The 26,961-nt window shown below is 71.8% G+C and carries 20 protein-coding genes and 5 tRNA genes; 12 read left to right on the forward strand and 13 right to left on the reverse strand.

All coding sequences use genetic code 11. The features are described 5' to 3' along the window. The first annotated feature begins 1 nt into the window (after position 1). The 6 genes from ABEA15_RS00930 (at position 2) to ABEA15_RS00955 (ending at position 8,372) form a co-directional block, all read left to right on the forward strand. Positions 2-697 carry a Rossmann-fold NAD(P)-binding domain-containing protein gene (locus ABEA15_RS00930; protein WP_345555021.1) on the forward strand — a complete coding sequence of 232 codons (696 nt, stop codon included), beginning with the start codon at positions 2-4 and terminating at the stop codon, positions 695-697. Positions 698-1,106: 409 nt separating this feature from the next. Beyond that, a complete protein-coding gene (locus ABEA15_RS00935) occupies positions 1,107-1,631 on the forward strand; it encodes a PadR family transcriptional regulator (RefSeq protein WP_345555022.1) in 525 nt (174 codons plus the stop codon). Next, positions 1,628-2,341 (forward strand): ABC transporter ATP-binding protein, encoded by a 714-nt coding sequence (locus ABEA15_RS00940; RefSeq protein ID WP_345555023.1) that lies wholly within the window; start codon positions 1,628-1,630, stop codon positions 2,339-2,341. Before ABEA15_RS00935 ends, ABEA15_RS00940 begins: the two co-directional genes overlap by 4 nt. Continuing rightward, positions 2,338-4,692: an FtsX-like permease family protein gene (locus ABEA15_RS00945; protein ID WP_345555024.1), complete on the forward strand. Its 2,355-nt coding sequence runs from the start codon at positions 2,338-2,340 to the stop codon at positions 4,690-4,692. The genes ABEA15_RS00940 and ABEA15_RS00945 overlap by 4 nt, the downstream gene beginning before the upstream one ends. 617 nt (positions 4,693-5,309) lie before the next feature. Beyond that, positions 5,310-7,166, forward strand: coding sequence for a hypothetical protein (locus ABEA15_RS00950; RefSeq protein WP_345555025.1), 1,857 nt, complete (start codon positions 5,310-5,312; stop codon positions 7,164-7,166). Positions 7,167-7,217: 51 nt separating this feature from the next. Further along, positions 7,218-8,372, forward strand: coding sequence for a serine/threonine-protein kinase (locus ABEA15_RS00955; protein WP_345555026.1), 1,155 nt, complete (start codon positions 7,218-7,220; stop codon positions 8,370-8,372). A 185-nt stretch (positions 8,373-8,557) separates the two neighbouring features. On the opposite strand, the gene ABEA15_RS00960 is transcribed toward ABEA15_RS00955, so the two are convergent. After that, entirely contained in the window at positions 8,558-9,340 is a 783-nt protein-coding gene (locus tag ABEA15_RS00960; protein ID WP_345555027.1) for a helix-turn-helix domain-containing protein, read from the reverse strand. Between the two features lie 201 nt (positions 9,341-9,541). On the opposite strand from ABEA15_RS00960, the gene ABEA15_RS00965 reads away from it, so the two are divergent. Both ABEA15_RS00965 and ABEA15_RS00970 read left to right on the forward strand, forming a co-directional pair. Next, positions 9,542-10,297 (forward strand): SDR family NAD(P)-dependent oxidoreductase, encoded by a 756-nt coding sequence (locus ABEA15_RS00965; RefSeq protein WP_345555028.1) that lies wholly within the window; start codon positions 9,542-9,544, stop codon positions 10,295-10,297. Positions 10,298-10,439: 142 nt separating this feature from the next. Next, on the forward strand, positions 10,440-11,258 hold the full coding sequence (locus ABEA15_RS00970; protein ID WP_345555029.1) for a CPBP family glutamic-type intramembrane protease: 819 nt from the start codon (positions 10,440-10,442) through the stop codon (positions 11,256-11,258). A gap of 379 nt (positions 11,259-11,637) precedes the next feature. On the opposite strand, the gene ABEA15_RS00975 is transcribed toward ABEA15_RS00970, so the two are convergent. After that, positions 11,638-12,489 (reverse strand): LLM class flavin-dependent oxidoreductase, encoded by an 852-nt coding sequence (locus tag ABEA15_RS00975; protein WP_345555031.1) that lies wholly within the window; start codon positions 12,487-12,489, stop codon positions 11,638-11,640. Between the two features lie 101 nt (positions 12,490-12,590). Then, entirely contained in the window at positions 12,591-15,278 is a 2,688-nt protein-coding gene (locus tag ABEA15_RS00980) for an AfsR/SARP family transcriptional regulator (RefSeq protein ID WP_345555033.1), read from the reverse strand. Positions 15,279-15,379: 101 nt separating this feature from the next. Between ABEA15_RS00980 and ABEA15_RS00985 the strand changes: the two genes are divergently transcribed. Continuing rightward, entirely contained in the window at positions 15,380-16,054 is a 675-nt protein-coding gene (locus ABEA15_RS00985; RefSeq protein ID WP_345555035.1) for a hemerythrin domain-containing protein, read from the forward strand. Positions 16,055-16,497: 443 nt separating this feature from the next. Here ABEA15_RS00985 and ABEA15_RS00990 read toward each other — a convergent pair. From ABEA15_RS00990 to ABEA15_RS01010, 5 genes are all read right to left on the reverse strand, one after another. Continuing rightward, a tRNA-Val gene (locus ABEA15_RS00990) sits at positions 16,498-16,574 on the reverse strand. 26 nt (positions 16,575-16,600) lie between these two features. Then, a tRNA-Cys gene (locus ABEA15_RS00995) sits at positions 16,601-16,675 on the reverse strand. 46 nt (positions 16,676-16,721) lie between these two features. Continuing rightward, positions 16,722-16,794 (reverse strand) — tRNA-Gly (locus ABEA15_RS01000). Positions 16,795-16,841: 47 nt separating this feature from the next. Next, positions 16,842-16,914, reverse strand: a tRNA-Gly gene (locus ABEA15_RS01005). Positions 16,915-17,077: 163 nt separating this feature from the next. Further along, positions 17,078-17,509 (reverse strand): roadblock/LC7 domain-containing protein, encoded by a 432-nt coding sequence (locus ABEA15_RS01010; protein ID WP_344139729.1) that lies wholly within the window; start codon positions 17,507-17,509, stop codon positions 17,078-17,080. A gap of 507 nt (positions 17,510-18,016) precedes the next feature. Here ABEA15_RS01010 and ABEA15_RS01015 point away from each other — a divergent pair. Beyond that, positions 18,017-18,859: an aminotransferase class IV gene (locus ABEA15_RS01015; RefSeq protein ID WP_344139726.1), complete on the forward strand. Its 843-nt coding sequence runs from the start codon at positions 18,017-18,019 to the stop codon at positions 18,857-18,859. Positions 18,860-19,109: 250 nt separating this feature from the next. Here ABEA15_RS01015 and ABEA15_RS01020 read toward each other — a convergent pair whose 3' ends face one another. Next, positions 19,110-19,529: an SsgA family sporulation/cell division regulator gene (locus tag ABEA15_RS01020; RefSeq protein WP_344139723.1), complete on the reverse strand. Its 420-nt coding sequence runs from the start codon at positions 19,527-19,529 to the stop codon at positions 19,110-19,112. Positions 19,530-19,978: 449 nt separating this feature from the next. Here ABEA15_RS01020 and ABEA15_RS01025 point away from each other — a divergent pair. Next, positions 19,979-20,052 (forward strand) — tRNA-Val (locus tag ABEA15_RS01025). Between the two features lie 443 nt (positions 20,053-20,495). On the opposite strand, the gene ABEA15_RS01030 is transcribed toward ABEA15_RS01025, so the two are convergent. Continuing rightward, positions 20,496-20,795, reverse strand: coding sequence for a PGPGW domain-containing protein (locus ABEA15_RS01030; RefSeq protein WP_345555037.1), 300 nt, complete (start codon positions 20,793-20,795; stop codon positions 20,496-20,498). Positions 20,796-21,064: 269 nt separating this feature from the next. Further along, on the reverse strand, positions 21,065-22,258 hold the full coding sequence (locus ABEA15_RS01035; RefSeq protein ID WP_345555039.1) for an FAD-dependent oxidoreductase: 1,194 nt from the start codon (positions 22,256-22,258) through the stop codon (positions 21,065-21,067). A 479-nt stretch (positions 22,259-22,737) separates the two neighbouring features. Between ABEA15_RS01035 and thrS the strand changes: the two genes are divergently transcribed. Then, entirely contained in the window at positions 22,738-24,711 is a 1,974-nt protein-coding gene (gene thrS / locus ABEA15_RS01040) for a threonine--tRNA ligase (RefSeq protein WP_344139714.1), read from the forward strand. Between the two features lie 116 nt (positions 24,712-24,827). Here the strand turns inward: thrS and ABEA15_RS01045 are convergent, their stop codons facing one another. Both ABEA15_RS01045 and ABEA15_RS01050 read right to left on the reverse strand, forming a co-directional pair. Continuing rightward, positions 24,828-25,643: an alpha/beta fold hydrolase gene (locus tag ABEA15_RS01045; RefSeq protein ID WP_345555041.1), complete on the reverse strand. Its 816-nt coding sequence runs from the start codon at positions 25,641-25,643 to the stop codon at positions 24,828-24,830. 377 nt (positions 25,644-26,020) lie between these two features. Beyond that, the gene (locus tag ABEA15_RS01050; protein WP_345555043.1) at positions 26,021-26,806 is read right to left on the reverse strand and encodes a TNT domain-containing protein; all 786 of its coding nucleotides are present in this window, start codon (positions 26,804-26,806) and stop codon (positions 26,021-26,023) included. Positions 26,807-26,961 lie beyond the last annotated feature (155 nt).

The raw sequence follows: 26,961 nt of genomic DNA on the forward strand, positions 1-26,961 counted from the left end.
GGTGGCTATTTCGCGCGCGCGGCTCGAAGGGCTCTCGCCGCCGCAGCCTGCTGAAGCATCGGGGAACGAGCGCCGCTCGCCGGGTCTAGGCGAGCCCGTCGAGTACGGCGGTGAGCTGACTTCGAATCGCGGGTCGCCCGACCGGCCCCCCACCGTCCTGCTGAGCTACCGCACCGAAGACACCCGAGGGCAGTTCACCGGATCCGCGATCCAGCGCCTGCGCACGGTGTTCTCCGGGATGGACGACGCCGCGGTGCGGCACGCCTTCGCCGCTCTGGAAGAGGCGCCGGAGTTCCTGTTCGACTCGGTGCACCAGGTGAAGATGCCCCGTTGGAGCAGCGGAGGGGTCGCCATGCTGGGCGACGCGGCGTGGTGTCCGAACCTCTACTCGGGGATGGGGGCCACATCCACCCTCCGCGGTGGCGCCGAGCTCGGCCGGGCACTGCTGGAGTCCCCGGACGATCTCGACGCCGCCCTGGCCGTCTGGGAATCGCGGTTGCGCCCGTTCATCAGGAAGCACCAGCGGGCCGCACGGCTGAAGCAGCAGATGTTCGTGCCGTCGAGTCGTCCCGTCGAGGCACTTCGCTCGGTGGTCCTGCGCCTGGCGTGCACAGCACGGGAGCGGAGGTTGGCGAAGGCCCGCGCCACGGCGTCGGCCCGAACAAGAGACCGGTGCGCGGCAGGCCGGCGAGCCTGATCGGTGGCCGCCGTGCCGTCCGCCGAACCCTGGCCGCCGCCGGAGGAGAAAGACCTCACGCCAGGTCGCGGAGACACGGCCCCGGACACGCTCGTGCTCTACGCGGGATCCCACCACATCGACCGATAGGGATCAGCGCCGCGCATGAGGACGAGCGGGTCACCCGCGCGGCCGCGGCCGGCTTCGCGGCGGTGCCCGACGAGGATCATCGCTGTCATGTCCCGGCCTTCCGGGATCGAGCTGGCGCCCGGGACCGCTGCGTCCCGCGCATGGGGATCAGCCCGCCAAGTCGGGTGCCGGTCCGCCTGCACGCTGCGGGGCGAGCCGCGAGACGAGGCGGGGAGGGATCCGCTCCACATTCGGCACCTTTCTATACACGCGATGTATAGACGGGGTGTATAGTGCCGCCATGTCTTTCGCACACACCGTGCTCGGGCTGCTGGAGAACGGCCCCGCTCACGGCTACGACATCAAGCGCGCCTACGACGAGCGCTTCGGGATCGACCGGCCGATGCACTACGGGCAGGTCTACGCGGCGCTCGCGCGTCTGCTGAAGAAAGGGCTGGTCGAGGTCGCCGCCACCGAGTCCGGGGCCGGGCCCGAGCGCAAGCGCTACGCCATCACCGACGCAGGCGTCACCGATCTCGACGCCTGGCTGGCCACACCCGAAGCGCCCCAGCAGTACCTGCAGAGCACGCTCTACGCCAAGGTGGTCCTCGCCCTGCTGGCCGGCCGTCCCGCCGTCGACCTGCTGGACGCGCAGCGCGGAGCCCACCTCGAAGCCATGCGCGACCTCACCCGGCGCAAGGCCGGCGGAGACCTGGCCGAGATCCTGATCTGCGACCACGCCCTCTTCCACCTGGAGGCCGACCTGCGCTGGCTGGAACTGACCGCCGCCCGCCTGGACGAACTCGCCCGGGAGGTCCGCGCATGAGCCGCACCGCCCCCTCCGAGAGCCCCGGCCGAGCCCTCCTGACCGCACAGGACCTGGCCAAGTCCTACGGCCCCACAACAGCCCTGCACAGCGCTTCCTTCGACGTCGCTCCCGGCGAGATCGTGGCGATCATGGGCTCCTCCGGTTCCGGCAAGACCACCCTGCTGCACTGCCTGGGCGGAATCATCCGCCCCGACAGCGGAACGGTCCGCTACCGGGGCCGCGACCTGGGTGCGATGTCGGAGAGCGAGCGCAGCGCCTTGCGCCGCGGCGATTTCGGCTTCCTGTTCCAGACCGGCGGGCTCGTCCCCGAGCTGAGCTGCCTGGAGAACACAGCCCTGCCGCTGCGCCTCAACGGCGTCTCCCGCAAGAAGGCCCACCGCCGCGCAGCGGATTGGCTGGCGCGCCTGGGCGTCGATCACACCGCCACGCAGCGCCCCGGCGAGGTCTCCGGCGGTGAGGGGCAGCGTGTCAGCCTGGCCAGGGCGCTCATCATCGAACCCGCTGTGCTGTTCGCCGATGAGCCCACGGGCGCGCTCGACTCCCTCAACGAGGAGAAGGTGATGCGGCTGCTTGCCGACGCCGCACGCGGCAGCGGCACCGCGGTCGTGCTCGTCACCCACGAGGCCCGAGTCGCCGCCTACGCCGATCGCGAAGTCGGCGTCCGCGACGGCCGCACTCGCGATCTCGTTCCGGGCGCCGCCGGATGACCGGGCGGGGGGCGCGCCGCCAGGCGGCGCCGCTGCGCTGGTTCCGCGAGGCCGCCCTCGGCGCGCGGATGTCGGTGTCGGGCGGCCGCGACTCCTGGGCGCGGCTCGGGCTGATCGCCGTGGCCGTCGGGGCGGCGGTGGCCCTGCTGCTCGCCGCGGCATCCGTACCGACCCTCCTGGACGCGCGCAAGCAGCGCGACGAGGCGCGCTCCTACGACATGGCGGCGCCACGGATCACCGAGCCCTCGGCCGAGACGCTGCTCATCGCCTATGCGACCACGGAATACGCCGACCACCGGGTCTACGGCCAGATCGTCGAGCCCGAGGGCCCGCGCCCGCCCCGGCCGCCCGGCGTCGCCGAACTCCCCGGCCCCGGCGAGATGGTGGTCTCGCCCGCCCTGGCACGGCTGCTGGATTCGCCTGAACACCGGCTCCTGCGGGAGCGGCTCGACTACCGCGTCGTCGGCACCATCGGCGACGCGGGGCTGCTCGGCCCGCACGAGTTCGCCTACTACGCCGGCGCCGACGACGGTGTGCTCTCCACGGACATGAGGGCGGCGCTGGTCACGCGAATAGACGACTTCTCCAGGCCGCGCGCCGACTCCGCGGCCGACCCGGCCATCCTGCTGCTGCTGGTGCTGGGCACGGTCGTCGCCCTGCTCCCGCTGGGCGTGTTCGTGGCGGCAGCGCTGCGCTTCGGCGCCGACCAGCGCGACCGCAGGCTCGCGGCGCTGCGGCTGATCGGCGCGGACCGGTGGGCCGCCGCACGCACCGCGTGCGGCGAGACCCTCGTCGGCGCCCTGGCCGGGCTCGCCGTCGGCGTCGGGCTCTTCGTGCCGTTGCGCCAGGCCGTGCCGCCGCTGCGGCCGGGCGGCATCGACGTGTTCGCCGCCGACATCGTGCCCCACCCCCTTCTCGCGGCCGTGGTGTCGGTCGGGGTGGTCGGGCTCGCGGTCGCCGTCACCCTCGTCTCCACCGCGCGGGCGGCCGCCGAGCCGCTCGGGGTGACGCGTCGCGCATCCCGGCCGCGCCGCAGGCTGTGGTGGCGTGCCGCGCCGCTCGCGGTCGGCGCCGCGCTGCTGGCCCCCGCCGCGACCGGGAGCGAGGGGTTCGGCTCGGGCTCCATCCAGGTGCTGACCGTCTCCGGAATGGTGCTGTTCCTGCTGGGCGCCGCCGCGGTGACCCCCTGGCTGTTCCAGATGATGGTGTCCCGGGCGCGCCGCGGCGGTGTGGCGCGGCTGCTGGCCATGCGCCGACTGCGCGCGGACGGAGTCGCGGAAACGCGCATCGTGGCCGGTGTGGTGGTGGCCGTCGCGGGCGTCATCGCGCTGCAGACCGTGTTCGCCGGGGTGGAGCAGGACCTCGCCGACCCCCGCCCGATGACCCCGGGCGAGCCCCTCTACTCGGCGAAGATCCCGGACCGGTCGCCCGCGGCCGCTGCCGAAGCCGCCGCTCAACTGGGAGCGCTGCCGCAGGTCCGCGACGTGCGTGCGGTCACCGAGTACCTCACCGCGACGGCCCCGGCCGGGCAGGTGCCGGTGCGGGTCGGCGATTGCGCGGCGCTGCGCGAGCACGCCCGCATCGGTGCGTGCTCCGACGGGGACGTCTTCGTCGTAGACGGCAGTGCCCGCGCGGCGGCCGGCGACCGGCTGCGGATCTCCGGCCTCGGCGCCGAGGTCTCGTGGACGCTGCCCGCCGCCACCCGCACGGTCCCGCCACCGGAGCCCGACGACGCCGCCGAGGGGGCCGGAGCGAGCGCGCCGGCCGGTTCGGGCGGCGGGGTGCTGGCCACGCCGGGGGCCGTCAGCGGCGCGGGCCTTCCGCCGACCGCCGTCCACCTGGCCTTCGGCCTCAAGCCCGCCACACAGGAGTCCCTGGACGAGGTTCGCACCGCGCTCCGCGGAATCAGCCCACTGGCCCACACCAAGGTCAACCGGATGCCGGGCGGCGCCGAGGTCATCGACCCGATCAGGGGCGTGCTGACCGCGGTGGTCTCGGCGTCCCTGGCCGTCATCGGGCTGGGGCTGCTGATCTCCACGGTCGAGCAGCTGCGCGAGAGCAGGCGGCCCCTGGCGGTGCTCGCCGCCTCGGGGGTGCGAAAGCGGACGCTTGCGGTGTCGGTGCTCTACCAGGCGGCGATACCGCTCGCCACGGGTCTGCTCGTCGCCGTCGCGGTCGGCGCCACCCTCGCCGGGCTACTGCTGCGCGTACTCGACTACCCCGTGGAGTTCGACCCGGCCGCGATCGCCGCCATCGTCGCCGTGGCGGCCGCGGTCGTCCTCGGCATCGTCCTGCTCAGCCTGCCGGTCCTGACCCGGCTCGTCCGCCCGGACAACCTGCGGGCGGAGTAAGCGCCGCCGGGGCGCCCCGGCCCTTCCCCCCGGAGCGCCCCGGATCCGCCGTCGCCCGCGACATCGACCAAGGCCGCGCCCATGAGGAGGTGTGGCGTGCGGTTCGTCCGATTCGGCTGGAGTGAACAGGCTGTCCCGTAAACGCGCCGCTCATTCGGTTGCTCCGCGCCCACGCGGGGCCCGGGCAGTCCAGCCCTTACTCCGGCGCCGGACATAAGCATGATTACATCCTGTCCTTTTCGTTTGAGGGCGCTGCTGTCGAAGCGACGCGCTTGGCGAGCGCTTTGTCGCGCCCGAGGCGGAAGAGAACAGGGCCGGCTCTTCCCGCAGGAGGTCGAGGTCGGCGCCGAACCCTCGCGATTCCGGCCGACGGCTCCTACAGCGATCCGAGCAGCAACAACGCCCGACACCTGTCTCATTCGGAATGAGAAGTTCGAGCGACCGACGAAAACGCGGAAACGGACGGACAGTCGCACAGCGAATGCGGGTTCCATGCCACCCCATTCCGGGAGCGGCGGGTCTCAGAGTTGGAATAGGATCCGGCTTACCAGGGTCGGCACCTTCGCACATCCCTCAGGGCGCCGCCTCGATGAGCGGTCCGCGGAAGAGGAGGCCTCATGACCAATTCCTCCGTCCCTGACACCGGCCGCATCGCCTCCGAGATCAACTCTCTGCGCGCGGACGTGTCCCTGCGCCTGGCCCGGCTCGAACGCGATCTCGGCACCACCGCCGCCACGGCGAAGAAGACGCTGGAGGCGCTCCAGCGCCTCAGCGCGGAGTTCGACCGCGAACGCACCGTCCAGCTCGCCCACCACCGCATCGGGGAGCTCACCCAGCAGATGGAGCGCCGCTTCGGCGACAGGGCACGAGCCCGCCGACTGGCCGAGAGCGTCATCAACGAGATCGCCATGGACGCCGTCCAGTCCGGGTTCATCGATCGCGACTCCCTGCGGGAGTACACCACCCAGGTCGCGCTGGCTACGCCCGGGTACTGGCTCGCGCCGGCGGCCCTGATGTTCGCCTCGACCTACCTGAAGGACCACGAGCGCTACGAACTCGCCAGCCGTACGGCCCTGCCTCTGGACGAAGGGCGGACGCGGCTGTTCATGGCTCTGGCGCTTACACGGGCCGACGACGAAAAGGGGGCGGCTTTCTGGCTGGAGGGATACCTGCAGACCGTCGACCCGGAGGCGCTCGACCGCGACTTCCTGGTGCTGCTCGACGCCGTTGCGAGCGGCGCGCTGGGGCGTAGCTGCCGTACGCACGCCGAGGAGGCGCTGAGCCGCTGGCGCCGCGAAATGTTCACCGACGAAACCAACCGCGTCCAGGTCGCCAAGCTGATCGAGCTGTTCGCCGATGAGACTCCGCATCTGGACGACGCGACGCCGACTCTCGCCGAATGCGCCTCCGACTGGCCGAAGGTGGCCGAGGCCTACCGCCAATCCCGTTCCTGCCTCTACGTGGCCGACCGGCTGCGCGAGGAGCTACTGGGCACTGCGAACGGCATCGTGACCGGTGCCTACGGCGACGGCATCGTGCACAGCGCGCTCGACCACCTGGTCAACCAGCAGTCCGACGACGAGGCGGCCCTCCAACGCGAAATCGACGTGCAGAAAAGGATCATCGAGTACGGGGGCGACGTGGTGCGGGCCGCCGAAGGCGACCGCAGCCCGGCCGCCAATACCACGATGGACCTACCCACGCTCTTGATGCACGCGGCGTTCCCCAGCGCGGCCGAGCACACGCAGTTGGGCGCGGAGGCCAAGCGCCTGGCCGTGAGCTGCGCGCGCGACTGGATCACGGCCGCGGGCGAGACCGTCTCGATGCGTTCCCGCCAACGGCGGCCCGCGGACGTCGTCGTGCATGTCGGCCACTGGCAGCACGCCCTGCCCACCGACCCCGCCTCCCCGGTCTCCGGAAAGAAGCTGGCGGCCGAGCTTGGCGACCATCTTCTCAATGTGCGGCGGATGCGCCGCACGTTGAATGTCGCCGTGGTTCTCGGCTGCCTCGTACTGTTCGCGGCGGTGACCCTCGGCATGCCGCTGTTCGTCGGCTCGGGGTACGTGATCTCCGCCGTCCTGGCCGCGTTGCTCACTGTCGGCGCCGCGCGCTTGGCGCTGGGGCGGCTGCGCAAGCGTGTCCCGCCCATCGAAGCCGAGAACGACTACTACCGCGCGAGCCGCACCCGCGAGGCTCAGGAGCGGCTTGAAGCGGTGGTGCGCGAACACGAGGAATGCCGAATGCTGTGGGCGCGGGCAGAGACCCAGGGCTTGCCGTCTCTGGTCGCGGTCCTGGACGAGATCGAGACGCGCTCCGCATCAGCAGCGCCCCCGACCATCATGCTCTCCCCCGGTTGGACCCGTGTGGACGGCCACGAGTCTCCGGGGCGGGGCGAGACCGCACGGCACACCGCGGCCGATCCTGCACCCGTTGTCGAGGAGGCCGTCGAACATGCGGAGAAGCACACGCGCTGAGGACCGGAGCCGTGTAGCCGTCCGCGTCCTCGGCGGAGGGGCGGGGGCGCGATGACCGCCACCACGTGGCTGGACGACAGGTTCGAACTCACCGAAGTCGTGGGCCGCGGTGGGCACGGCCGCGTATGGCGCGCACGCGACCACAAGCTCGACCGCGACGTCGCCGTAAAGGACTGCCCGGCCGACGCGGCTCACGACGAGGTGCAGGCGCTCCGCCGTGAGATCACCGCCCTGGCGCACGTCAACAGCCCCTACGTGGTGGCGATACACGACTTCATCCTCACCGGTGCGAATCTGTGGCTGATTATGGAATACGTGCGCGGCGGCTCTCTGCGCGACCAACTCCGCGAGCAGGCGCGGCCGCCCAACGCCTCGCTGCTGCGGTGGATCGAGCAGATCTGCCGCGGCCTCGCGGCGGCGCACCAGCGGCGAATCGTCCACCGCGACGTCAAACCGGCGAACATCATGATCACCGACGAGGGCGACGCGAAGCTGGTGGATTTCGGAATAGCGGGCTTTTTGGGGCGCCCCACAACAACACCGGGTGTCCACCTCACCGCCTGCTACGCGGCGCCGGAGCGCTGGCGCGGCGAACGGGGCGACGCCCGGACCGACCTCTACGCCGTGGGGTGCGTCCTCTATGAGATGCTCACCGGGAAGCCGCCCTTCGGCTCCCATCAGGCGCCGCTGGTCTACCTCCAACGTGCCCACCGGTCGGAGACCGTCGTGCCGCCCGAACGGCTGGCGCCGGGAATCTCGCCGCCGCTGAGCCGCCTCGCCCTGGACCTATTGCAGAAGGCCCCCGATGATCGGCCGGGGGACGCCCGAGTGGTGGCCGAGCGCGCCAGGGCGGCCGCCCATAGCGCTCCCGGCGCGGTGCCGAGCAGGGAAAGTGGCGGACTCCCCGCTTCCTACGACGCGCCTGTCGGTGCGTCTGACGATTTCGCGCGCAGGATCGAGAACGACGCGCGCGAGCTCGCGCGGCGCCTCGGGCCGACGCACCCGGAGACGCTGAAGGCCCGGATGGAGCACGCGGAGATGACGGGGCAGGCCGGAGACGCCCACGGCGCGGCGCAGCTGTACCGCCGATTGGCACAGGACTACCAGAAGGCGTTCGGGCGGGGCTCCCGCGGGCGACTGGACGCCTTCCAAGGGGAGTCGAGGTGGCTCAGCCGTGCCGCTGAGCAGGCTGCCCAGCAGGAGTAGGCGTCGGCCGGCGGCAACTCTGGAATGGGCGCGGGGTTCGGCGCCGGTCGCTCCCAGGAGGCGGCGGTGCCGCCGGCAGCGTTCGGTGCCGGCTATCGGGCCCTGCCCGGGTCGGGCCTTCTCTCGCGAAGGCGATTGTCGAGGTGCCTTGCCTATGTGCGGCCCTCGGCGGGATTCGGCGCGGGCTACGTGGCGGGGGTGTAGATGACGACCCAGTGATCCTGCTGCGCATCGTGCAGCATCTCACTGTGGAACGTGTGCCAGCCCTTCGCCGGGTGGAGCAGTCTCTTGATCCCGGATCGTTCGCACGCGACTTCGCCGCGTCCCCAATGGCGGCGGAAATCCGCACTGGTGGCGGTCAGCTCCTTGACCAAGCCCTGGAGTCGGGCATCGTGCGGGTAGCGCGCGATGGCGGTCCGCAGCTCCGCTGTCGCCCATCGTCCGTACCTAGCGGCTCCCTCTTCCCCGAGGACGCGCCGAGCCGATGGAGCAAAGCCCTGGTAGACGATATTGCGGTCGTAGGGGCCTGTGCCGTGTGGTTGTCCGAGAAGTTCGGTTGCGGCGCTGTTGCGAGCCAAGACATCCAGCCGGCCATCGTGAACGGTCGCCGGAGTCGTGAGGCCTTCGAGCAGATGAGACAGGCCCGGCCTGACCTGCTCGCTCGGGCTCGTCGGCTCGGGCGGCAGCTCGCCTGCGAGACGGAAGAGATGATCCCGCTGGCCCGGTAGCAGCTCGAGCGCGCGGGCGAGGGAGGTCAGCACTCCTCGCGAAGGATGCGCGACCCGGCCCTGTTCGAGGCGGATCAGGTACTCGACGGAGATCTCCGCGACCGCTGCCAGTTCCTGGCGGCGCAGCCCGCGCACCTGTCGGCGGGAACGACGGGCTTCGCTTGCTTGCGCGTGGGGCGCCACGCTCGCCCGGCGCGCGCGTAGGTAGCGTCCGAACTCTTGTCTCGGCTTCGTCGGCATAGTGCCTATTCTCCCTCCCCGATCGCGGGGTGGTCTTGAGAGGACCATCCCCGAGCGAGTCTCCCCGCAGCCCGTGGCCGTGGCGCAGGGTGGATCGAAAGGCGCCGAGCGGGGCCGGCACCAGCCCGGCGGCCGAGGCCAGGGCCCGGGCGGTCCACACACTCGGCCCTCTCGAGCCACCGACAACGTACGGAGAAGCATATGTCCGAGGGACGTATTGCACTGGTCACCGGAGCGAACCAGGGGATGGGCAAGCGCGTCGCGCAGGAGCTGGCCACGGCCGGGCTCCGCGTGTTCGTCGGCTCCCGCGACCTCTCCCGGGGTGAGACCGCCGCTCACGAGATCGGCTCAGGAGCCACCGCCATACAGCTGGACGTGACCGACACGGCATCGATCGCGTCAGCGGCAGCGGTCATCCACAACACCGCGGGCAGGCTCGACGTGCTCGTCAACAATGCTGCGATCTCCACCACTCGCACCGAGATCCGCGACATGGCGGAGCTGCTGGCGTCCTCCGCGCCGAGTGTCGTGCCGCTCGACGAGGTCCGCGCCGTCTGGGACGTCAACGCCTTCGGACCGCTGGCCGTCTACCAGGCCATGCTGCCGTTGCTGCGTGGCTCCGAGGATGCGCGCGTGGTCAACGTCACCAGCGCAATGGGGTCGCTGACGACGATGGCAGATCCGAATTTCCCTTTCCACGGCGGGTTCGAGCCGGTCTATTCCGCGTCGAAGACTGCGCTCAACGCGATCACGCTCGCGATGATGGTGGAACAGGAGAACACCGACATCAAGGTCAACCTGGTATCACCGGGCTTCGCGAACACCGCGCTCGTCAACTTTCAAGGCACCGACACCGTAGAAGACGCCGCGCGAGAGATCGTCCGAGTCGCGCTCCTCGACGGAGACGCGCCCTCTGGAACCTTCACACAATGGAAAGGCGCCGAAATCCCCTGGTAGCGGATTGGATGTCGGGTCCGTTCCGGGCTGCTCCGCACCCGGCGGTAAGGGCACCCACCCTGAAGGCGCGGCAGCGGGTTCAGGGTGCTACTCCGGGGAGATCCGGATCCCCACGTGCGGCAGGGAGACCGATGATGACGCCATGACAACCAAGAGGACATCCCCCCAGAGCCGCCTTCGTCGACCACTCGTCGTGTTCTTCGCTCTGACCTTCTTATTCGGCTGGGGAGCTCTGGCGTCCCTGATCGCATTCGGCGGTCTCATGGAGCCGGTCTTGGGCCCTCCGTCCGGCACGCACCCGGTGTTCGTCCTGGCCGTGTACTCGCCTGAGTTCGCGGCCCTCTACGTCATCTGGCGGGAGGGCGGCATGCGCGATATCCGGGACCATCTGCGCCGTTTGACCCTGTGGCGGATGCCTGCCGGATGGTGGTTGTTCCTGCTGCTCGCGATGCCCGCTGGCAAGTATGTGAGCGCGCTGCTGAATGGGACGGCGGGCGAGTTCCCCTTCTCCCCGTGGTACCTGGTCCTGCCCGCGCTGATCCCGGCGCTTCTGCTCGGACCGATCGAAGAACTCGGCTGGCGCGGTTACGCCCAGCCGATGCTGCAACGCCGGTTCACCCCCTTGGTGACCAGCCTCGTCCTCGGATTCTTCTGGGGGCTGTGGCATCTGCCGGCGTTCCTGCTCAGCGGCACCCCGCAGAGCGCATGGTCCTTCGGCCCGTTCATGCTCGGTGCGTTAGCCCTGTCGATCATCATGACGCCCCTGTTCAACGTCTCCCGCGGTAGCATCCTCATCCCCGCCCTGTTCCACTTCCAGGCCAACATCCCCGCCTACCCCGAGGGGCAACCCTGGGAGAATTACGTGTTCGCCCTCCTGGCGGTAGTCATGGTGATCTGGAAGCGGGACCACTTCTTCTCCCGCGACGGCGCCGTCACCGACGTCGTCCTCCGTACCCGTTGACGCTTCGCGCCCGAGCGCGCAGCGGCGCACCCGGAGCGACGAGATCCCGCGCCGTACCGGTTCGCCGAGCGCGGCTGGTACATCTCCTTATCAGTGCGCGGACACCATCACCCCGCGGGGGCGTACGCACAGTTGGCAGCGTGCACGTCTTCGGGCGTCCGCCCCGGTACTCGGGACAGAGCGAGTCGAAGCCGTCGTCGTTGAAGTTGTGGATCACGTCGCTGCTGGCCGGCGCCCACCACAGTCGGCGCGGCGGGCCTGCTGACGCGGACGCCGCTGATCCTGGGCAGCGTCGCGAGCCTCGCCGCGAACATCGCGGTCGCCGGTCTGAGTTTCCCCCAGAGCGTGGGCGCTTGAGGCGATGGCAGGCGTGATCGAATCAGAGGACTATGTCGGCCAGGCGGGTGATCTCGTCGAGGTCGTCGGTTCCAGGGCCCAGGATCAGTTCGTCGGTGCCCAGGTCCTCGAATCGCTTGACGGCGTCGCGCAGTGATTTTGCGTCGGTGTGCACGTTGTCGAGGACGATGTCCTGGAATTCGGCGGTAGCGGCGTAGTAATCGGCGATGTTGGCCCGACTGCGGCCGGGATCGCCTAGCGCGAAGTAGTTGTGGGCGACCAGCCGGGGCTGTCCCTGCCGCCCGGCCGCCTGCCACGCGGCACGGGCAGCGTCGAAAGCGCCGGACGCCAGGGCCGCCGGCACCGATCCGGCAATGTAACCGTCCGACGACTCGGCCATCCGGCGGTAGGCGGCCGGGGTCATTGCGCCGAATAGCAGCGGCACCTGCCGTCCTCCGGCCGGAACCGCCGGGTTAGGGCTCCCCGGAACGGGTTCGCCGGCCCACATCGACCGGTAGGTCGCCAGATCGCGGTCCATCCGGGCGCCGCGGTCCCGGGGCCCGTGCCCGGGCACGACGAAGTCGTCCTCCCGGATGCCCACCCCGATGCCGAGGGTGAGCCGGCCGCCGGAGACCCCGTCGATCGACGCCGCCTCCTTAGCCAGCAGCGTGCCCGGCCACGTGGTAGCCAGCAGCACCTGGCTGAGCAACCCGATCGTGGTGGTGGCACCGGCGGCCGCGGCCAAGGCGACGGTGTCCATCACGCCCGGATAGGCGATCCTGCCGGCGGTTCCCAGGGTGGCGAAGCCCGCTTCCTCCGCTCGGCGGGCCCAGTCGGGAATCACCGGGGCGTGGACGTCGCGGACCTGGTTGGGTAGTCCGATGCCGATGCGCATCGAGGCGCTCCTTAGCTGATACGGGTGTCGACGGTGCACGGGCCGTGGACCGGCCCGCCCCGCGATCGTGGTCAGGCGCCCATACACCCGGGTTGCAACCCTCAGACAGCGCGCGCCGGAGCGGTCAGGACGGCGACGGCGTCGTCGAGTGTCGGCGGCTGTGCGGGAGGGGCGCCTTCGTACCAGCCGTGCGGCATGACCGACTGGAGGTAGGTGCCGGCCGGCCGGATGCCGCTGCGCGCCTGGTGGAAATGGACGACATCGCGGAGCAGTGCGGCGCCTGCCGGATCGCCGGCCGCGTCCAGGGCCAGGGCCCCGTTGTGCAGCACGGCCAGCTGGTTGCTCAGGTCGCCTTCGGTGAGGAAGCGCCGCAGCGAGGTGCGCAGCAGCGGCAGCGCTTCGCCGTCCCTCGCGTCGACCAGGGTCTGGGCCAGCATCAGTTCGCTGAGCGCGGCCGTCCAGACCAGCCCGGAGGCGTCGGCGAGCCGCACGGCGGCCCGCAGCCGGCGTCGGCCGTCGGCGATCCGGCCGGCCATGACGAGGGCGGCGCCCCACGCCATCGCGGTCGCCGCGATCAGCCAGGTGGTCCGCGTCTCGGTGGCGATGGCGTGCGCCTCGGCCGACGCGGTCAGCGCGATCGCCGGGTCGCCTCCCGGCAGCTGGACCAGAGCCTGGTAGTAGCGGACCTCGGCGAGCAAACTGCGATGCCCCGGTTCCGAGCCCACCGCCAGGAACGCCTCGGACAGCAGGCGTCGCGCCGTGGTGACGTCGCCGGTGAAGTAGTACAGGCCGGCCGACGAGGCCTTGGCCCGCACGACGTCGCCGAGCGGGGCGTCCGGCGCGGCGGCCAGGGCCGCGGCCAGCGTCCGGTTGCCCTCGTCGAGCAGGCCGCTGCGGATCCAGAACCACATGAGCCGCGCGGCCGTACGCAACGCCTCGACCGGGGCATGCGTCAGGTCGTACGCGAGCCCCGCGCGCAGGTTCGGCAACTCCCGACGCAGCGCCGCCATCGTTGTCGCGGACCGCTCGCCCTGCAGATCGCCCGCGGCCCGGGCGACCAGCGCGCGGACCCAGACGGCATGGGCGGCCCGGGTCCCCGCCGGATCCGGGTCCACGGACCGGCAGTACGCCCGGATCGTCTCCAGCATGCGGTAGCGCGCCGTGCTGCCGCCGGTCTCGGCGGTGACCACGGACTGGTCGACCAGCGAGACGAGCGAGTCGAGCCCGGCGGTGGCGGAGGCCGCGGCCTCCAAGGGAAAGCCGCCTTCGTACGGCCAGAGCCGCACCGCGAGGTCGCGCTCGTCGCCGGAGAGAAGATCGAAGCTCCACGCGAGGGCCTCCTGCAAGGTCGCGTGCGAGGTCATCGTGCCGTGCGGGATCCGGCCCAGTACCGTGAACCGGTCGTCCAGTTGCTCGATCAGCCCCCGTACGCCGAAGGTCCGCACCCGCGCCGCCGCCAGTTCCAGGGCCAGCGGCAGGTGGTCCAGCGCGTCGGCGAGGCGGTGCAGATCCCGGCGGTCGGCGTCCTGCTCGACCCAGCCGGGCCGGCCCGCGCGGATGCGATCGGTCAGCAGCGCCACGGCGTCGTCAGCGGCCAGCGGCCCGAGCGGCAGACTGTGCTCGCCGTCGACGCCGAGCGGGCCGCGGCTGGTGGCCACCACCCGCAACGCGGGAACCCGGTCGAGCAGGTCGACGACGAGCCGGGCCGCCTCACCGGCCAGGTGCTCGCAGTTATCGAGCACCAAGGGCTCCCCGTGCAGACGCAGCCGCTTGACGAGCGCCTCGTACGGGTCCCCGGCGAACCCGGTGGCGTCGACTGCCGCGGCGACCGCCGAGACCAGGTGGGCGGGGTCGGCCACATCGGCGAGCCGGACGACGGCGTCCCGCCCGGCCCATTCCACGGCCAGGCGGGTCTTGCCCGCCCCGGCGGGCCCGACGACGGTGACGAGCCGATGCCTGCTGACGAGACGGTCCAGCAGGGCAAGATCGGCGTCGCGGCCGATGAACGACGACAGCGGCCGATCACCGGGCGTCGCGGCCGCGACACCGGTGGCCGCCAGGGCCGGGTCCTGCGCCAGGATGCGGCCTTCAATCCGCCGCAACTCCGGTCCGGGGTCGACACCCAGTTCCTCGGCCAGCAGGGCCCGGACCCGGCGCACCGCGTTCAGGGCGTCAGCCTGGCGCCCCGAGCGGTAGAGCGCCAGCGCGAGCAACTGCCAACGGCGTTCGCGGTACGGCTCGGCGTGCACAAGCCGCTCGAGCTTGGCCACCGCACCGGCGTGGTCGCCGGTGGCCATCAGCGCCGCGGCGCACTCCTCCTCGGCGCCGGCGCGCTGTTCCGCCAGTGCGGCACGGATCGCGGCCGTCGACGCGTCGTCGGCCAGATCCTCGTACGGTGTCCCGCGCCACAACCGCAGCGCCGCTTCGAAGGCCTCGTGCGCATCTGCGTGGCGGTCGCCGGCCACCAACGCACGGGCGCGGAGGAGGTGACCGCGAAACCGTTCGACGTCGGTGTCCTCGGCAAGGAGCCGATAGCCACCGGGGGAGCGCCGCAACGCCGTGCCCGGCAACACCCGGCGCAGCCGGGAGACGTACACCTGCAGGGCGCTAGCGGGATCGCGTGGCCGGCTTTCACCCCACAGTCCTTCGGCCAGGCTGTCATCCGAGACCGGCCGCCCTTCCGCGGCGATCAGGATCGCCAGCAGCCTGCGGGGCAGTCGACCCCCGACGTGCACCGGCTGATCTCCCGCACGGACCTCGAACGGACCCAGCACCGCGAACGTCAACACCGCACCATGTAAGCCCATGTCGCCGACAGCGGCAAATGGCGCGGCGGCCGCCGTATCCGCGTTGTAGGCGCCATGAAAGGCACGTTTTCGAAGCTGCTCCCATGCACAACGAGAAGATGGCCGACAGCCGCGACATGATCGGCGCGCACGACGCCATGCGTCGGGAGTTCGGCGCTTTGCCCGCCCTGGTCGCCGGCGTTCCGGCGGGTGACGCGGACGGCACCGGCGTCGTCGCCGACCACGTCCTGATGATGGTCGACTTCCTGCACGCCCACCACACCAGTGAGGACGACCATGTGTGGCCCCGGCTGCGGGAGCGCTGCCCCGACGACGTCGGTCCCCTCATCGAGACGATGGACCGGCAGCACGCCTTCATCGACGGCGAGCTGGAGGCGCTCGCCGCGGGCGGCCGGCGTTGGCGGGCCTCCGCCGACGCCACCGACCGGGATGCCGTCGCCGCCGTCGCGGAGGGTCTGTTGCCGGCGCTCTACGAGCATCTGGCGCTGGAGGAGGAGCGGATCCTGCCGCTCATCGATCGCTTCCTGACCGAACGCGAATGGAAGGCGGCCGTCGAGGCCTCCTTCGGCAAGGTGACCTTCGCGCGGCGTCTGCTGATGCTGGGCATGGCCCTGAACGAGGCGGGCGAGGAGCAGGCCCGGCTCCTGCGGGCCGCCGTCCCCGCCGTCGTCTGGCATGCCGGTCGCCCGATCGGGACCCGTCTCTATCGCACCCACCGCCAGCGCCTGGCCTCCGCGAGCCGGGGTTCAGATCTCTGATCCTGGCCTTCGACGGTGTTCCGGACGACAGAATGGCTTGGCTGCGGCCGCCGATCCTGCCGGGGTTCACCTTCAACGAAGGACGCCACACCCACCGCAACTGGTTGGCCGAGGACGGGATACCCGAGGCCGCCCGCGCGGCCCGACTGGGCCGTCGGATGCGGGGGAGGGGCGACGTCTACGAGCACGTGAGCCCCGGCGATGAAGGAGCAGGTCCTACCGTGCTGGGGGAGCGGTGGCGCCGGAGCCTGCAGGCGCTCAGGCGATTCGAGTGCCGGTGGGTCGTGGGGACGGTTCCGCGGTTCGGTGGGTGCTGCTGTGCGCCCGATGAAACGAGGGCTTCGTGGCGGGAATGGGAGGCGACGTCTTTCGGGGCGTCTCCACGCTCGTGGGGCCGAAAAAGGAAAAAGGCCGCCGAAGCGGCCTCTGACCTGCGATGATGCTGGTGGGCGATACAGGATTCGAACCTGTGACCTCTACCGTGTCAAGGTAGCGCTCTAACCAACTGAGCTAACCGCCCTGGTTCGCACTGGAGTGCGAAGCGGGTGGAGGCGGAGACGGGAATCGAACCCGTGTACAGGGATTTGCAGTCCCTTGCCTAAGCCACTCGGCCACTCCGCCGCGAGCCGTGACCGAGGCACTTGCTCGTCCCCTTACGGCTACTCCGAGCGGACGACGGGATTCGAACCCGCGACCCTCACCTTGGCAAGGTGATGCTCTACCAGCTGAGCCACGTCCGCGTGGCCATGGGCGGACCCATGGTTATCCGTGCACATTTCGCACGCCGAGCGGACGACGGGATTCGAACCCGCGACCCTCACCTTGGCAAGGTGATGCTCTACCAGCTGAGCCACGTCCGCGCGGAGGAAGGCTTCCCGTTGAGGGCGGGGCGCCTCCTTCGCTGTGGTTAGGACTCTATCGGATAACCGGCGTGCACACGAAATCGAATACGCACGCGGGAGGGGCGGGAGGGCAGGCGGTGCGGGCTCGCGGCACCGCCCGGGGAGAGTCGGGGGAGGGGGCTCAGCGCTCGACGTGGGCGGGAGTGGTGGGCATGTCGGGGCGGGGCGGAGCGGACAGGTACTGGCCGACGCGCTCGATCACCTTGTTCATCTCGTAGGCGACGAGACCGACGTCGCACTCGGTGTCGGAGAGCAGCGCCATGCACGCGCCCTCCCCGGCGGCGGCGACGAACAGGAAGGCGTCGTCCATCTCGATGATGGTCTGGCGGATCCCGCCCGCGCTGAACTGCTTGCCGGCCCCCGCCGCCAGGCTGTGCAGACCGGAGGTGATCGCGGCCAGGTGCTCGGCGCTGGCGCGGTCCAACCGGCTGGACGAGGCCATGAGCAGTCCGTCGGTGGACAGGACTATGGCGTGCCGGGCTCCCTGCGCGCGGGTGAGGAGGTCGTCGAGCAGCCAGCTCAACTCGCCTGGGGCGGTGCTCTGTGGGGTCATAGCTCTCTTGATCCGTCGTCGTCTCGGCCGGACCGCGCCGACCCCCGGTGAAGGGGCGCGCATGCGTCCGCGGAACCCCCCGGGGTGAGGGTCCTCATAAGCGTTGCCCAGATGATAGCCATTCGTAACCCACCCAGTTGCTTTGCTGCGGCGTGTCGGACGGGTGACCACTTAGTGCGATAGGACGGGTACCGGTGCGATTCGCTACGTTACCCGTGGTGGCCGGTACGCATAGGGGTGCGGCCAAAGTTGGTCACGGCACTTGTTTCTTCGTGCCGCCGGGCCCGGGCCCGCGTGACGTCGGCCGCACCGACGCGGCGCGCCCGCCCTTGCGCCGAGCGAGGTGGCAGGATCTGGAGGCACACGGACCGGTGCGGTGCGCGCGGGCAAGCGCGCGGGCGGGGGAGCAGCGGCGCGGACCGCGGTCGCACCGGTGCCGCCGCGTCCGGCGGGGACTGCGGGTCGCGCAGCGCCGCCGCGGCGACCAGCACGAAGGAGGAATCGAGCATGCGGGTGTGGATCGCCGGCGCGGGATTCGGCCGGGGCCGGGTCGTCGACGAGAGCGAAGCCCTGATCCCTGTCCTGGACCACGGGATCACGGTGGGAGACGGGGTATTCGAGACCGTCAAGGGCGTCGCCGGGCAGCCGTTCGCGCTGTCGCGGCACCTGAGGCGGCTGGCCCGCTCCGCCGCCGGGCTGGGTCTGCCCGCGCCCGACCTCGGCCTCATCGCCGACGGCGTGCGGAAGGCGGTCGACGCCAACCCCGGGATCGAGCGTTCGCGTATACGCATCACGGTGACCGGCGGCCCCGGCCCGCTGGGGTCGGACCGCACGCCGGGAGAGCTGACGTGCATGGTGGCGGTCGCGCCGCTGAGTCCGGTCACCCCCACCGTGGACGTGGCCGTAGTGCCCTGGACGCGCAACGAGAACGGTGCGCTGACCGGGCTGAAGACGACCTCCTACGCCGAGAACGTGCTGGCCCTGGAGTACGCGCACGCACGCGGCGCCGGGGAGGCGCTCTTCGCCAACACCGCCGGCAACCTCTGCGAATGCACCGGGAGCAACGTCTTCGTCGTCCTGGACGGCCACCTGCTCACCCCGCCGCTGTCGGCGGGACCGCTGGCGGGCATCACCCGCGAACTGGTCCTGGAGTGGGCCGGGGGGACCGAGGCCGACGTCGCGATGGCCGACCTCGAACGGGTGTCGGAGGCGTTCTTGACGTCCTCGGGCCGCGACGTGCAGCCCATCAGGGCCATCGACGGCCGGGAGCTGCCCGCCGCACCGGGTCCGGTGACACGCAAGACCATGGACGTGTTCGTGGATCGCGGTGCCTCCGACATCGACCCCTGAACGGCCGGCGCGCGGCGCCGGCGCGTACCGAATGCGGTGCGCCGCCGGAGCCCCGTCGTCGGCGACGGGGCGCAGTCGCCCCGATCTCCAATGATGGGACCGCTCGCGGGGCGGAGGCGCGGACGGCGCGTCGCCTTCGGCCGGGGACGGCCGCCCGCCTGGCCTGTTTCGAGGGCCTGTCCGGCTCCCCGGGGCTCAGCGGGCGTGCAGTGCGGTGCCGCGGCGTGCGGTCGCTGGACCGTGCGCGGCCTCAGGACTGCAGGTGGCGCTCGATCTCGGAGTCGAGGTCGACGTAGTCGCCCTCCTGGCCGGCGGGCACGATCTCGTAGGTGCGGTGCAGGAACTCCGCCAGCGGCGACACCTCGGCGTCGAACTGCGCCTGTCCGAACGGAGAGGACAGAGCGATGTTGACGGTGCGCTCGCCGACGCCCTTCTCGGGCCACACCCGCACGTCGCCGTCACCCGCGGGCCGCACGATGCCCACGGTCAGCAGTTCGCGCGCGAAGATCCACTCGACGGGCTCGTCCTCGCCGGTGTGGAAGGCGACCTTGATCGCGTACGGGTCGTCGGCCGTGTAGTCCAGCCGTGCGACCAGAGGAACGGCTGTGCGGTCGGGGACCACGAGCCGAAGCCCAAGCTCGGCGCTGGCAGTGGTGCCGCTACTGTTCATGTTCGCCAAACCTTTTTCTCGTCCGGCCCCGTGTGCGGGAGCGGGTTCGTTGCCGTCTCGACCGCTCCAACGCGGCCGCGGGCGGTCTATGACGGACAACCGGCGGATTTTCTCGCCGGCCGGGTGACTTGGAGTGCGGTTGACGGTCCATGTGCCGCCACCAGATCCTCCGTCACTGTAATGAGCTGCGGAAACCAGGAATTTCCCGATGATCTGTGCGGCACATCACGCGGACGCCCAGGTCGGGGGCACCCCGTGGGGCACCCGGTCGCCGGATGCCCGTCTTCGCCGGGCTTTCGTCGCTTTGCCCCTGATTGAATGCAGCCATGGCTCCGCTTGATGAGACGTCGGTCACAGTCGTATCGGCCTCCTGGGGAGGACTGCACCATCCACCCTGTCGGATGCGCTAGAGTCTTCAGTGTTCGCCCCGCAGGGAGCGGGACACCTTCGGGCGATTAGCTCAGTTGGCTAGAGCGCGTCGTTCACACCGACGAGGTCACTGGTTCGAGTCCAGTATCGCCCACACGGCCTGCTGTGGTCGGTGGCCTTCGGCCGCCTTCCCTGCGGGCCTTGTATTTTTCGGGGGGGCGACCCCCGGACCCCCGAGACGGCCTGCTGTGGCCCCCGGCCCCCCGATCGCCCCAGGGCTCCGGACAACAGCCCTCACCCCGGCGTCTGAATGCTATCCAGCGCGTGCCGGAAACCGGGCGCGCTCACACGGATGCTGTCCCATTCACCCGTGCGTCGGCTCGCGGCGCGTTCCGCGCGGCGCATCGCCGCCGCCGCGGGCGGGCTCGCCCGCGCCCCCGTCGCCGCAGGCGGTGCGGGGTTCGCAGGCTCCGGACAGGCGGGCTCTGGGAAGCCGGGTGTACGTGGCCGACGCCATAATCGGTCGGCGTGTCCGCAATCGCGGCCACCGGATGTCCGAATCCAGGGGCCCAGGGCGGGCGGATGCGGCCGTTCCGGTCAGTCGGAGTCGGGAGCGGGGCGCAGCGCCGAGGCGGAGTGGTCGTGCTCCCGGCGGTGCTGCCGCGCCTTCTGGACGGCGCGCTCCTTGGCCCGGTGCGCCCATGAGCGCGCGTACCGCAGCAGTCCTCGGGCCCAGGCGAACTCGGTGGCCAGGATTGCGAGTCCGAGGATGATCCCGGCCACGCCCGGCCCCGGGGCGACGCACATGACGAGCCCGGCGAGGAGCACGATCAGGCCCACGGTCGCGACGACCGTACGCCACGTCAGGCTGAGGACCGGATGGGCGTGCATGCGCATGCGCCAGATGCGCAACCGGGTGCGGAGCCTGCGCCAACGGCGTGAGGGCCGACGCGCCTGGGACATGGGGGATGCCGCCGGGTCCGGGTGGCCAGCGCCGCTCATGGGGCTCGGAGACATGCGCCTACGATATCCGCCGGATCAAGGGCGGGTAACGGTCCCGCCGGAACAAATCCAAAGTCGCCTGCCAGGCGGGCAATGCCGCCGTCACACGACTCAGCGCTCCGGCGCCGCCCGGCGCAGTCGAGGCCGCCGATCCCGCGCCGCATTCAGTCCGCCGCGGGGTCGGCGCCGACCGGCTGCGCGCACGCCTCGACCGGGTCGAGGCCGTAGATCCAGTCCGCGTTGGCCGCCTCGGCCCGGCTCACCTCCCGCGCCCAGGCCTCGGGCGAACGGTCGCCGTCCGCCCGCAGCGCGCCAAGTATGTCACGGGAGACTGCGTCCAGCCGGTCCGTGCGTCGCCGGCGCAGCCGGGCGTAGCGCTCCAGCGCGTCTCCGGCGGTCAGCGAGGTCGCGTCACGCAGGCACGCCGCCAGTGCCACGGCGTCCTCGACGGCCTGGTTGGTCGCCTGGGCGAAGAAGGGGAGTGTGGGGTGGGCCGCGTCGCCCATCAGCGCGATCCTGCCGCTCTGCCACACCGGCACGGGGGAGTGGTCGTGCACGCCCCAGACGCCCACCCACTCGGCTGCCGAGACCAGGCCCAGCGCCGCCGTGCTCCAGCCGCCGAACGCCGCGGTGAGGTCGCCGATGCGGTCCCGCGAGGTCCAGGAGTCCGGTTCGCCGGTGCCTGCGGGAACCGTCGCGCTGAAGCTCACCTTCTGCCCGCCTGCGACGGGGAAGCAGGAGATGTAGCGGTCGCCGCCCGTCCACACGCGCACGCGGGCCCGGCCGCACTCCTCGGGAGCGCGGGAGGCCGGAGCGAGGCCGCGGTAGAGCAGCCGCCGGGCCGGGCGGTAGCGCTCGGTGTTGAGCAGGCTGCGGATCAGCGAGTTGGCGCCGTCGGCGCCGACGGCGACGTCGCCGTGCACCTGGCGGCCGTCGGCGCAGCGCACGACGACCCCGTCGCTGTTCTCCAGCAGGTCGGTCACGTAGTGGCCGGTGCGCACCGTGTCGGCGGGGAGGGCGTCGTGCAGGGCCCGGTGCAGGTCGGTCCGCAGCAGGGCCAGGGTCGGGGCGCCGTAGCGCGCGGAGAGTTCGCCGCCGAGAGGGGAGCGGGCCAGCAGTCGCTCGTCGTCCCAGCGGAGCAGTTCGCGGGACTCGGGGTACACGCCGACGCGCTCCAGGGCGGGTCCGAGGTCGAGATTGCGCAGGGGCCGCAGGGCGTTGGGGGTCAGCTCCACTCCGGCGCCGGCGGGAGCCGGGTCGGGAGCCTGCTCCAGGATCGTGACGCTGATGCCGTCGCGGACCAGCGCAGCGGCCAGCGTCATCCCGGCGATGCCCGCCCCTACCACCACAACTCGCACGGGACCCTCCGGACCTGGCTCGCTTCTGGCCTATCTGCTCCAGCGGGTTACATGCCCGTCCGGAAGCCTTACGGCACCCAATGGATCCTAAACGATCCGACTTGATCCGAACATGGTCGGCTCCGATCCCGCGCGGTCGCTTTCGGTGGCCATCCCCCGCCCTGGCGGCGATCAAGGACGCCGCACGCGGTCCGAAATCGGGCAGTTCGGACGGGCTGTCGAGGGGTGCCGATCTAAGCCGCACGGCGCCCGCGGTCGGCGCGGCGCGGTCGCCGGTCCGCGAGCGCGGCGAACCGGGCCCGGGAGCGGAGGGCGCGCAGGCCGCGGCTGAGGTGGGGCGGGCCGCGGGCGGCGAATGGCGGGTGATGGGGCGTGGCGGAGCCGATAGCATCGACTGGAGCGGTGCGGGCCGCTCCAGCCTCCCCGCGCCCGTCTCAGATCCGCGCGTGCAAGCGCCGACCAACGTATGAGGAGCCACTGTGTCCGTCGTGCCTGAGCTGCATATCACCCTCGCCGGAGTCGAGCGTGCGGTGGCGGCTCAGACTACGGCCGGCCAGGCGCTCGGAGCCGACGGGCGGACCGTGGTCGCCGCCCGCGTCAACGGCGAGCTGCGCGACCTCGCCCACGAGCTCTCCGAAGGCGACGCCGTCGAGCCGGTCGCCATCGACTCCGACGACGGCCGCGCCATCCTGCGCCACTCGACCGCCCACGTCCTGGCCCAGGCGGTTCAGGAGCTGTTCCCCGAGGCCAAGCTGGGCATCGGCCCGCCCGTCGACAACGGCTTCTACTACGACTTCGACGTAGCCGAGCCGTTCACCCCCGAGGACCTCAAGCGCATCGAGAAGCGCATGCAGGAGATCGTCAAGCAGGGCCAGCGCTTCGACCGCCGCCCGGTCTCCGACGACGACGCGCGCGCCGAGCTCTCCACCGAGCCTTACAAGCTGGAGCTGATCGGTCTCAAGGGCGACGCCGGCGACTCCGCCGAGGGCGCCGGCGTCGAGGTCGGCGCCGGAGGGCTGACCGTCTACGACAACATCCACCCCAAGACCGGTGAGCTGTGCTGGAAGGACCTGTGCCGGGGCCCGCACCTGCCCACCACCCGGTCCATCCCCGCCTTCAAACTGATGCGCTCGGCCGCCGCCTACTGGCGCGGCAACGAGACCAACCCGCAGCTCCAGCGCATCTACGGCACCGCGTGGGAGAACCGCGACGCGCTCAAGGACTACCTCGCCTTCCTGGAGGAGGCCGAGAAGCGCGACCACCGCAGGCTGGGCGCCGAGCTGGACCTGTTCTCCTTCCCCGAGGAGCTCGGCTCGGGCCTGCCGGTGTTCCACCCCAAGGGCGGCGTGATCCGCAAGGAGATGGAGGAGTACTCCCGCCGGCGCCACGAGGAGGCCGGCTACGAGTTCGTCAACACCCCGCACATCTCCAAGGCGCAGCTGTTCGAGACCTCGGGGCACCTGCCGAACTACAGCGAGGGCATGTTCCCCCCCATGGAGTTCGAGGGGCAGGACTACTACCTCAAGGCCATGAACTGCCCCATGCACAATCTGATCTTCCGCTCGCGCGGCAGGTCCTACCGGGAGCTGCCGCTGCGGCTGTTCGAGTTCGGCACCGTCTACCGCTACGAGAAGTCCGGCGTCGTGCACGGCCTCACCCGCGCCCGCGGGTTCACCCAGGACGACTCGCACATCTACTGCACGTTTGAACAGGCCCCCGACGAGCTGGACAGCCTGCTCACGTTCGTGCTGGACCTGCTGCGCGACTACGGGCTGAGCGACTTCTACCTGGAGCTGTCCACCCGCGGCGAGTCCGAGAAGTTCATCGGCGAGCCCCAGGAGTGGGAGGAGGCCACCGAGCTCCTGCGCCAGGCCGCCCAGAAGCAGGGCCTGGACCTGGTCATGGACCCCGGCGGCGCCGCCTACTACGGGCCGAAGGTCTCGGTGCAGGCCAAGGACGCCATCGGCCGCACCTGGCAGATGTCCACCCTCCAGGTCGACCTGCAGCAGCCCAAGCGCTTCGAGCTGGAGTACACCGCCTCCGACGGCTCCCGCCGGCGCCCGATCATGATCCACCGCGCGCTGTTCGGGTCGATCGAGCGGTTCTTCGGCGTGCTGCTGGAGCACTACGCGGGCGCGTTCCCGGCCTGGCTGGCGCCGGTCCAGGCGGTGGGCATCCCCATCGCCGACGAGCACGCCCCCTACCTGGCGGGCTTCGTCGAGCGGCTGCGCGCCGAGGGGATTAGGGCCGAGATCGACTCCGGCGACGACCGGATGCAGAAGAAGATCCGCAACGCCCAGAAGCAGAAGGTCCCCTTCATGCTGCTGGCCGGCGACGACGACATCGCCAAGGGCGCGGTGTCGTTCCGCTACCGCGACGGCTCGCAGAACAACGGCGTGCCGCTGGACGAGGCCGCGGACGAGATCGTCCGGGCGGTGCGCGAACGCAGGTAGGGCCGAGTGGAGCCGCCGAGCGCCTCGGGCGGCGCCGGCGGGCGCAGGACGGGACGGGCCGCCGCCGCGGACCGGGCGGGTGTGCCGCGGCGGCTCCGCGGTTTCTCCCGCGGTCCTCAGCCGCCGGCCGCCTCCAGCGCCTGCCGCGCGCCGCGGCAGGTGTGCAGAACGGCGGCGGCCACCGAGCGCGGATCGTCGGCCATGGGGATGTGCCCGCAGCCCCGCAGCGCGATCCTGCGGGCGTGCGGGATGCGGCGCAGGGCGCGCCGCGCCCCCGCGGGCGGCAGCAGGCGGTCGCGGTCGCCCCAGGCGATGGTGACCGGGCAGGCGATCGCGCCCGCGAAGCGGTAGGCGGCCACGTGCGGGGCCATCCTGACGAACGGTGATCCCGGCGCCAGCACCGCGGTGTCGAAGGCGACGCCGCTCGCGGCCGCCGAGGTCGGGTCGGCCCGAAGCACCCGCCGCGCCAGGGCCCGCGCCGGCGGTGTGTGCGCGGCGGCCCGGATGATCCGCTGGGGCACGCGGGCCGCCCAGCGCGCGCTCGCGGCGAGCAGGCGCGCACCGGCGCTGCGCGCGGCCGAGCCGAAGCCGATGGGGGAGAGCGCCGTCACCGAGGCCGCCTCGCCGCGGACGGCCATCTCCAGCGCCACGGCTCCGCCCAGGGAGTTGCCCACCACGTGCGGGCGGTCGATACCGAGTTCGGCGCACAGCCCCAGCACCGCGTCGACGAGGAACGCCACGTCGTAGGGGTCCTCGGCGGCGGGTGCGGGAGAGTCGCCGAAGCCGGGCAGGTCCGGGGCGAGGACCTGGTGGTGGGGCGCCAGGTCGGCGACGAGCGGCTGCCAGGCGCGGCGGTTGTGCCCCAGGCCGTGCAGCAGCAGGACGGGTTCGCCGGTGCCCCAGCGGTCGTAGACGATGCGCGACGGCTCCATGAACTCTAGGTGTACCCGATTCGATCGGTGAGTATGGGATCCGGGGGGCCGTGAGCGGGCGGGTGGCGCGGGAGCGGTCGCCGGAGCGCGCGAGGCGTGTGGCCGGCCGCCGAGCCGGCTGTGGTCCATGCGCGGGCGGGGCGGGTGCCGGCGAGCCGGAGTGCGCGGCGGCCGCCGGGCGGGGGCGTACCGGGCGCGCTGATACGGGCGTGAGACGGGCGTGCCAGCGGCGGGGCCCGTGGCGGTCCCGTCCGGAAGGCGGGTGGCATTCTCCCGCCCGGCGCCCGGCGCAGCCGAGTCGGCCGGGCCGCCGTCCGGAAGGCGCGGTGCCGCCCGGGGTGCCGGTGTGGGGCGGGCGCCCCGGGCGGCGGAGGCGCTCAGGCCTCCAGAGCTGCGTCCGGCTCCACGTCGCACTCGTGGGCCGGGCGCGTGTCGAGGTAGCCCCACTCGACCATCGCCTCGGCGCCGAGGCTGTCGCGGTCGCCGGCCTCCTCGACGAGCCCGGGCGCGAGCAGGATCTGCTCGCCGCCGCCGGGCTGCTCGAACGCCGGCGCGATCGGGCCGGTCCGGGCGGTGAAGTCCTCGGTCACCCGGTAGCAGCGGTAGTTGTGCGCCGGGCCGTCCGGCCAGGTGTTGAGCGCGTCCGGAGGCAGCGCCCGCTCGGGGAACGGCGTGCCGGCGGGGGCGAGGAAGGAGCCGCGCGGCGACCCGAAGCGGTCCACCATAGCGCCGGCGGGGACCGTCTCCCTTTCGCTCTGCGGTCGGCCCCCGCGCATCGCGAACCCGTCGTGCGCGGGATAGCGCCAGCGCTCCCACAGCTCGCCGGTCGCGGTGTCGACACCGGTCTCGCGGTGCTCGGCCAGGAAGGCGACGGGCTCGGCGCCGCCGAGGCGCTCGTAGTCCTCGACGAGCTCGCCGACGACCCCCTCGTCGGGCAGTTCGGCCGGTCCCAGGCGGCGGTCGCCGCACATGTAGCGCTCCCGGTCGGCCTGGCTGGGCGGCGGAACGAGCGCCGGGCAGACGTGTTGCGTACTCGCTCTGGCCGGCGCCGCGGCGGGCGCGGCCCAGGCGGTGGCGGGAGACGCGGCCGTGGCGAGCGCCAGGGCGGCCGTCAGGGCGACGGCTCGCCGGAACCGGTGCTTGTGCGGCAGTGATCGGGGCATGGGAGATGACTCCGTTCTGTGCGGGCGGCGAGCGCCGGGTGCGCGGCCGCGGGCGGTTCGGAGTCATTCAACTACAGTGCGTCACTGTATGGGGTCGTTTCGGGCGCTGTGCCGCCGGAACGGCGGAGAGTCCGCGGGCGCGCGTCCGAGGGGCG

Source organism: Streptomonospora halophila, from assembly GCF_039542725.1.
GTDB classification, from domain to species: domain Bacteria; phylum Actinomycetota; class Actinomycetes; order Streptosporangiales; family Streptosporangiaceae; genus Streptomonospora; species Streptomonospora halophila.

Excerpts from the sequence above, each read along its gene's own strand:
- ABEA15_RS01030 (WP_345555037.1), bottom strand. The coding sequence starts at position 20,795 with ATGCGCATGCACGCCCATCCGGTCCTCAGCCTGACGTGGCGTACGGTC.
- ABEA15_RS00935 (WP_345555022.1), top strand. The coding sequence starts at position 1,107 with ATGTCTTTCGCACACACCGTGCTCGGGCTGCTGGAGAACGGCCCCGCT.
- ABEA15_RS00960 (WP_345555027.1), bottom strand. The coding sequence starts at position 9,340 with ATGCCGACGAAGCCGAGACAAGAGTTCGGACGCTACCTACGCGCGCGC.
- ABEA15_RS00950 (WP_345555025.1), top strand. The coding sequence starts at position 5,310 with ATGACCAATTCCTCCGTCCCTGACACCGGCCGCATCGCCTCCGAGATC.
- ABEA15_RS00975 (WP_345555031.1), bottom strand. The coding sequence starts at position 12,489 with ATGCGCATCGGCATCGGACTACCCAACCAGGTCCGCGACGTCCACGCC.
- ABEA15_RS00955 (WP_345555026.1), top strand. The coding sequence starts at position 7,218 with ATGACCGCCACCACGTGGCTGGACGACAGGTTCGAACTCACCGAAGTC.
- ABEA15_RS00940 (WP_345555023.1), top strand. The coding sequence starts at position 1,628 with ATGAGCCGCACCGCCCCCTCCGAGAGCCCCGGCCGAGCCCTCCTGACC.
- ABEA15_RS01050 (WP_345555043.1), bottom strand. The coding sequence starts at position 26,806 with ATGCCCCGATCACTGCCGCACAAGCACCGGTTCCGGCGAGCCGTCGCC.
- ABEA15_RS01020 (WP_344139723.1), bottom strand. The coding sequence starts at position 19,529 with ATGAACAGTAGCGGCACCACTGCCAGCGCCGAGCTTGGGCTTCGGCTC.
- ABEA15_RS01010 (WP_344139729.1), bottom strand. The coding sequence starts at position 17,509 with ATGACCCCACAGAGCACCGCCCCAGGCGAGTTGAGCTGGCTGCTCGAC.
- ABEA15_RS01045 (WP_345555041.1), bottom strand. The coding sequence starts at position 25,643 with ATGGAGCCGTCGCGCATCGTCTACGACCGCTGGGGCACCGGCGAACCC.
- ABEA15_RS00945 (WP_345555024.1), top strand. The coding sequence starts at position 2,338 with ATGACCGGGCGGGGGGCGCGCCGCCAGGCGGCGCCGCTGCGCTGGTTC.
- ABEA15_RS00985 (WP_345555035.1), top strand. The coding sequence starts at position 15,380 with ATGCACAACGAGAAGATGGCCGACAGCCGCGACATGATCGGCGCGCAC.
- ABEA15_RS00965 (WP_345555028.1), top strand. The coding sequence starts at position 9,542 with ATGTCCGAGGGACGTATTGCACTGGTCACCGGAGCGAACCAGGGGATG.
- ABEA15_RS01015 (WP_344139726.1), top strand. The coding sequence starts at position 18,017 with ATGCGGGTGTGGATCGCCGGCGCGGGATTCGGCCGGGGCCGGGTCGTC.
- ABEA15_RS00970 (WP_345555029.1), top strand. The coding sequence starts at position 10,440 with ATGACAACCAAGAGGACATCCCCCCAGAGCCGCCTTCGTCGACCACTC.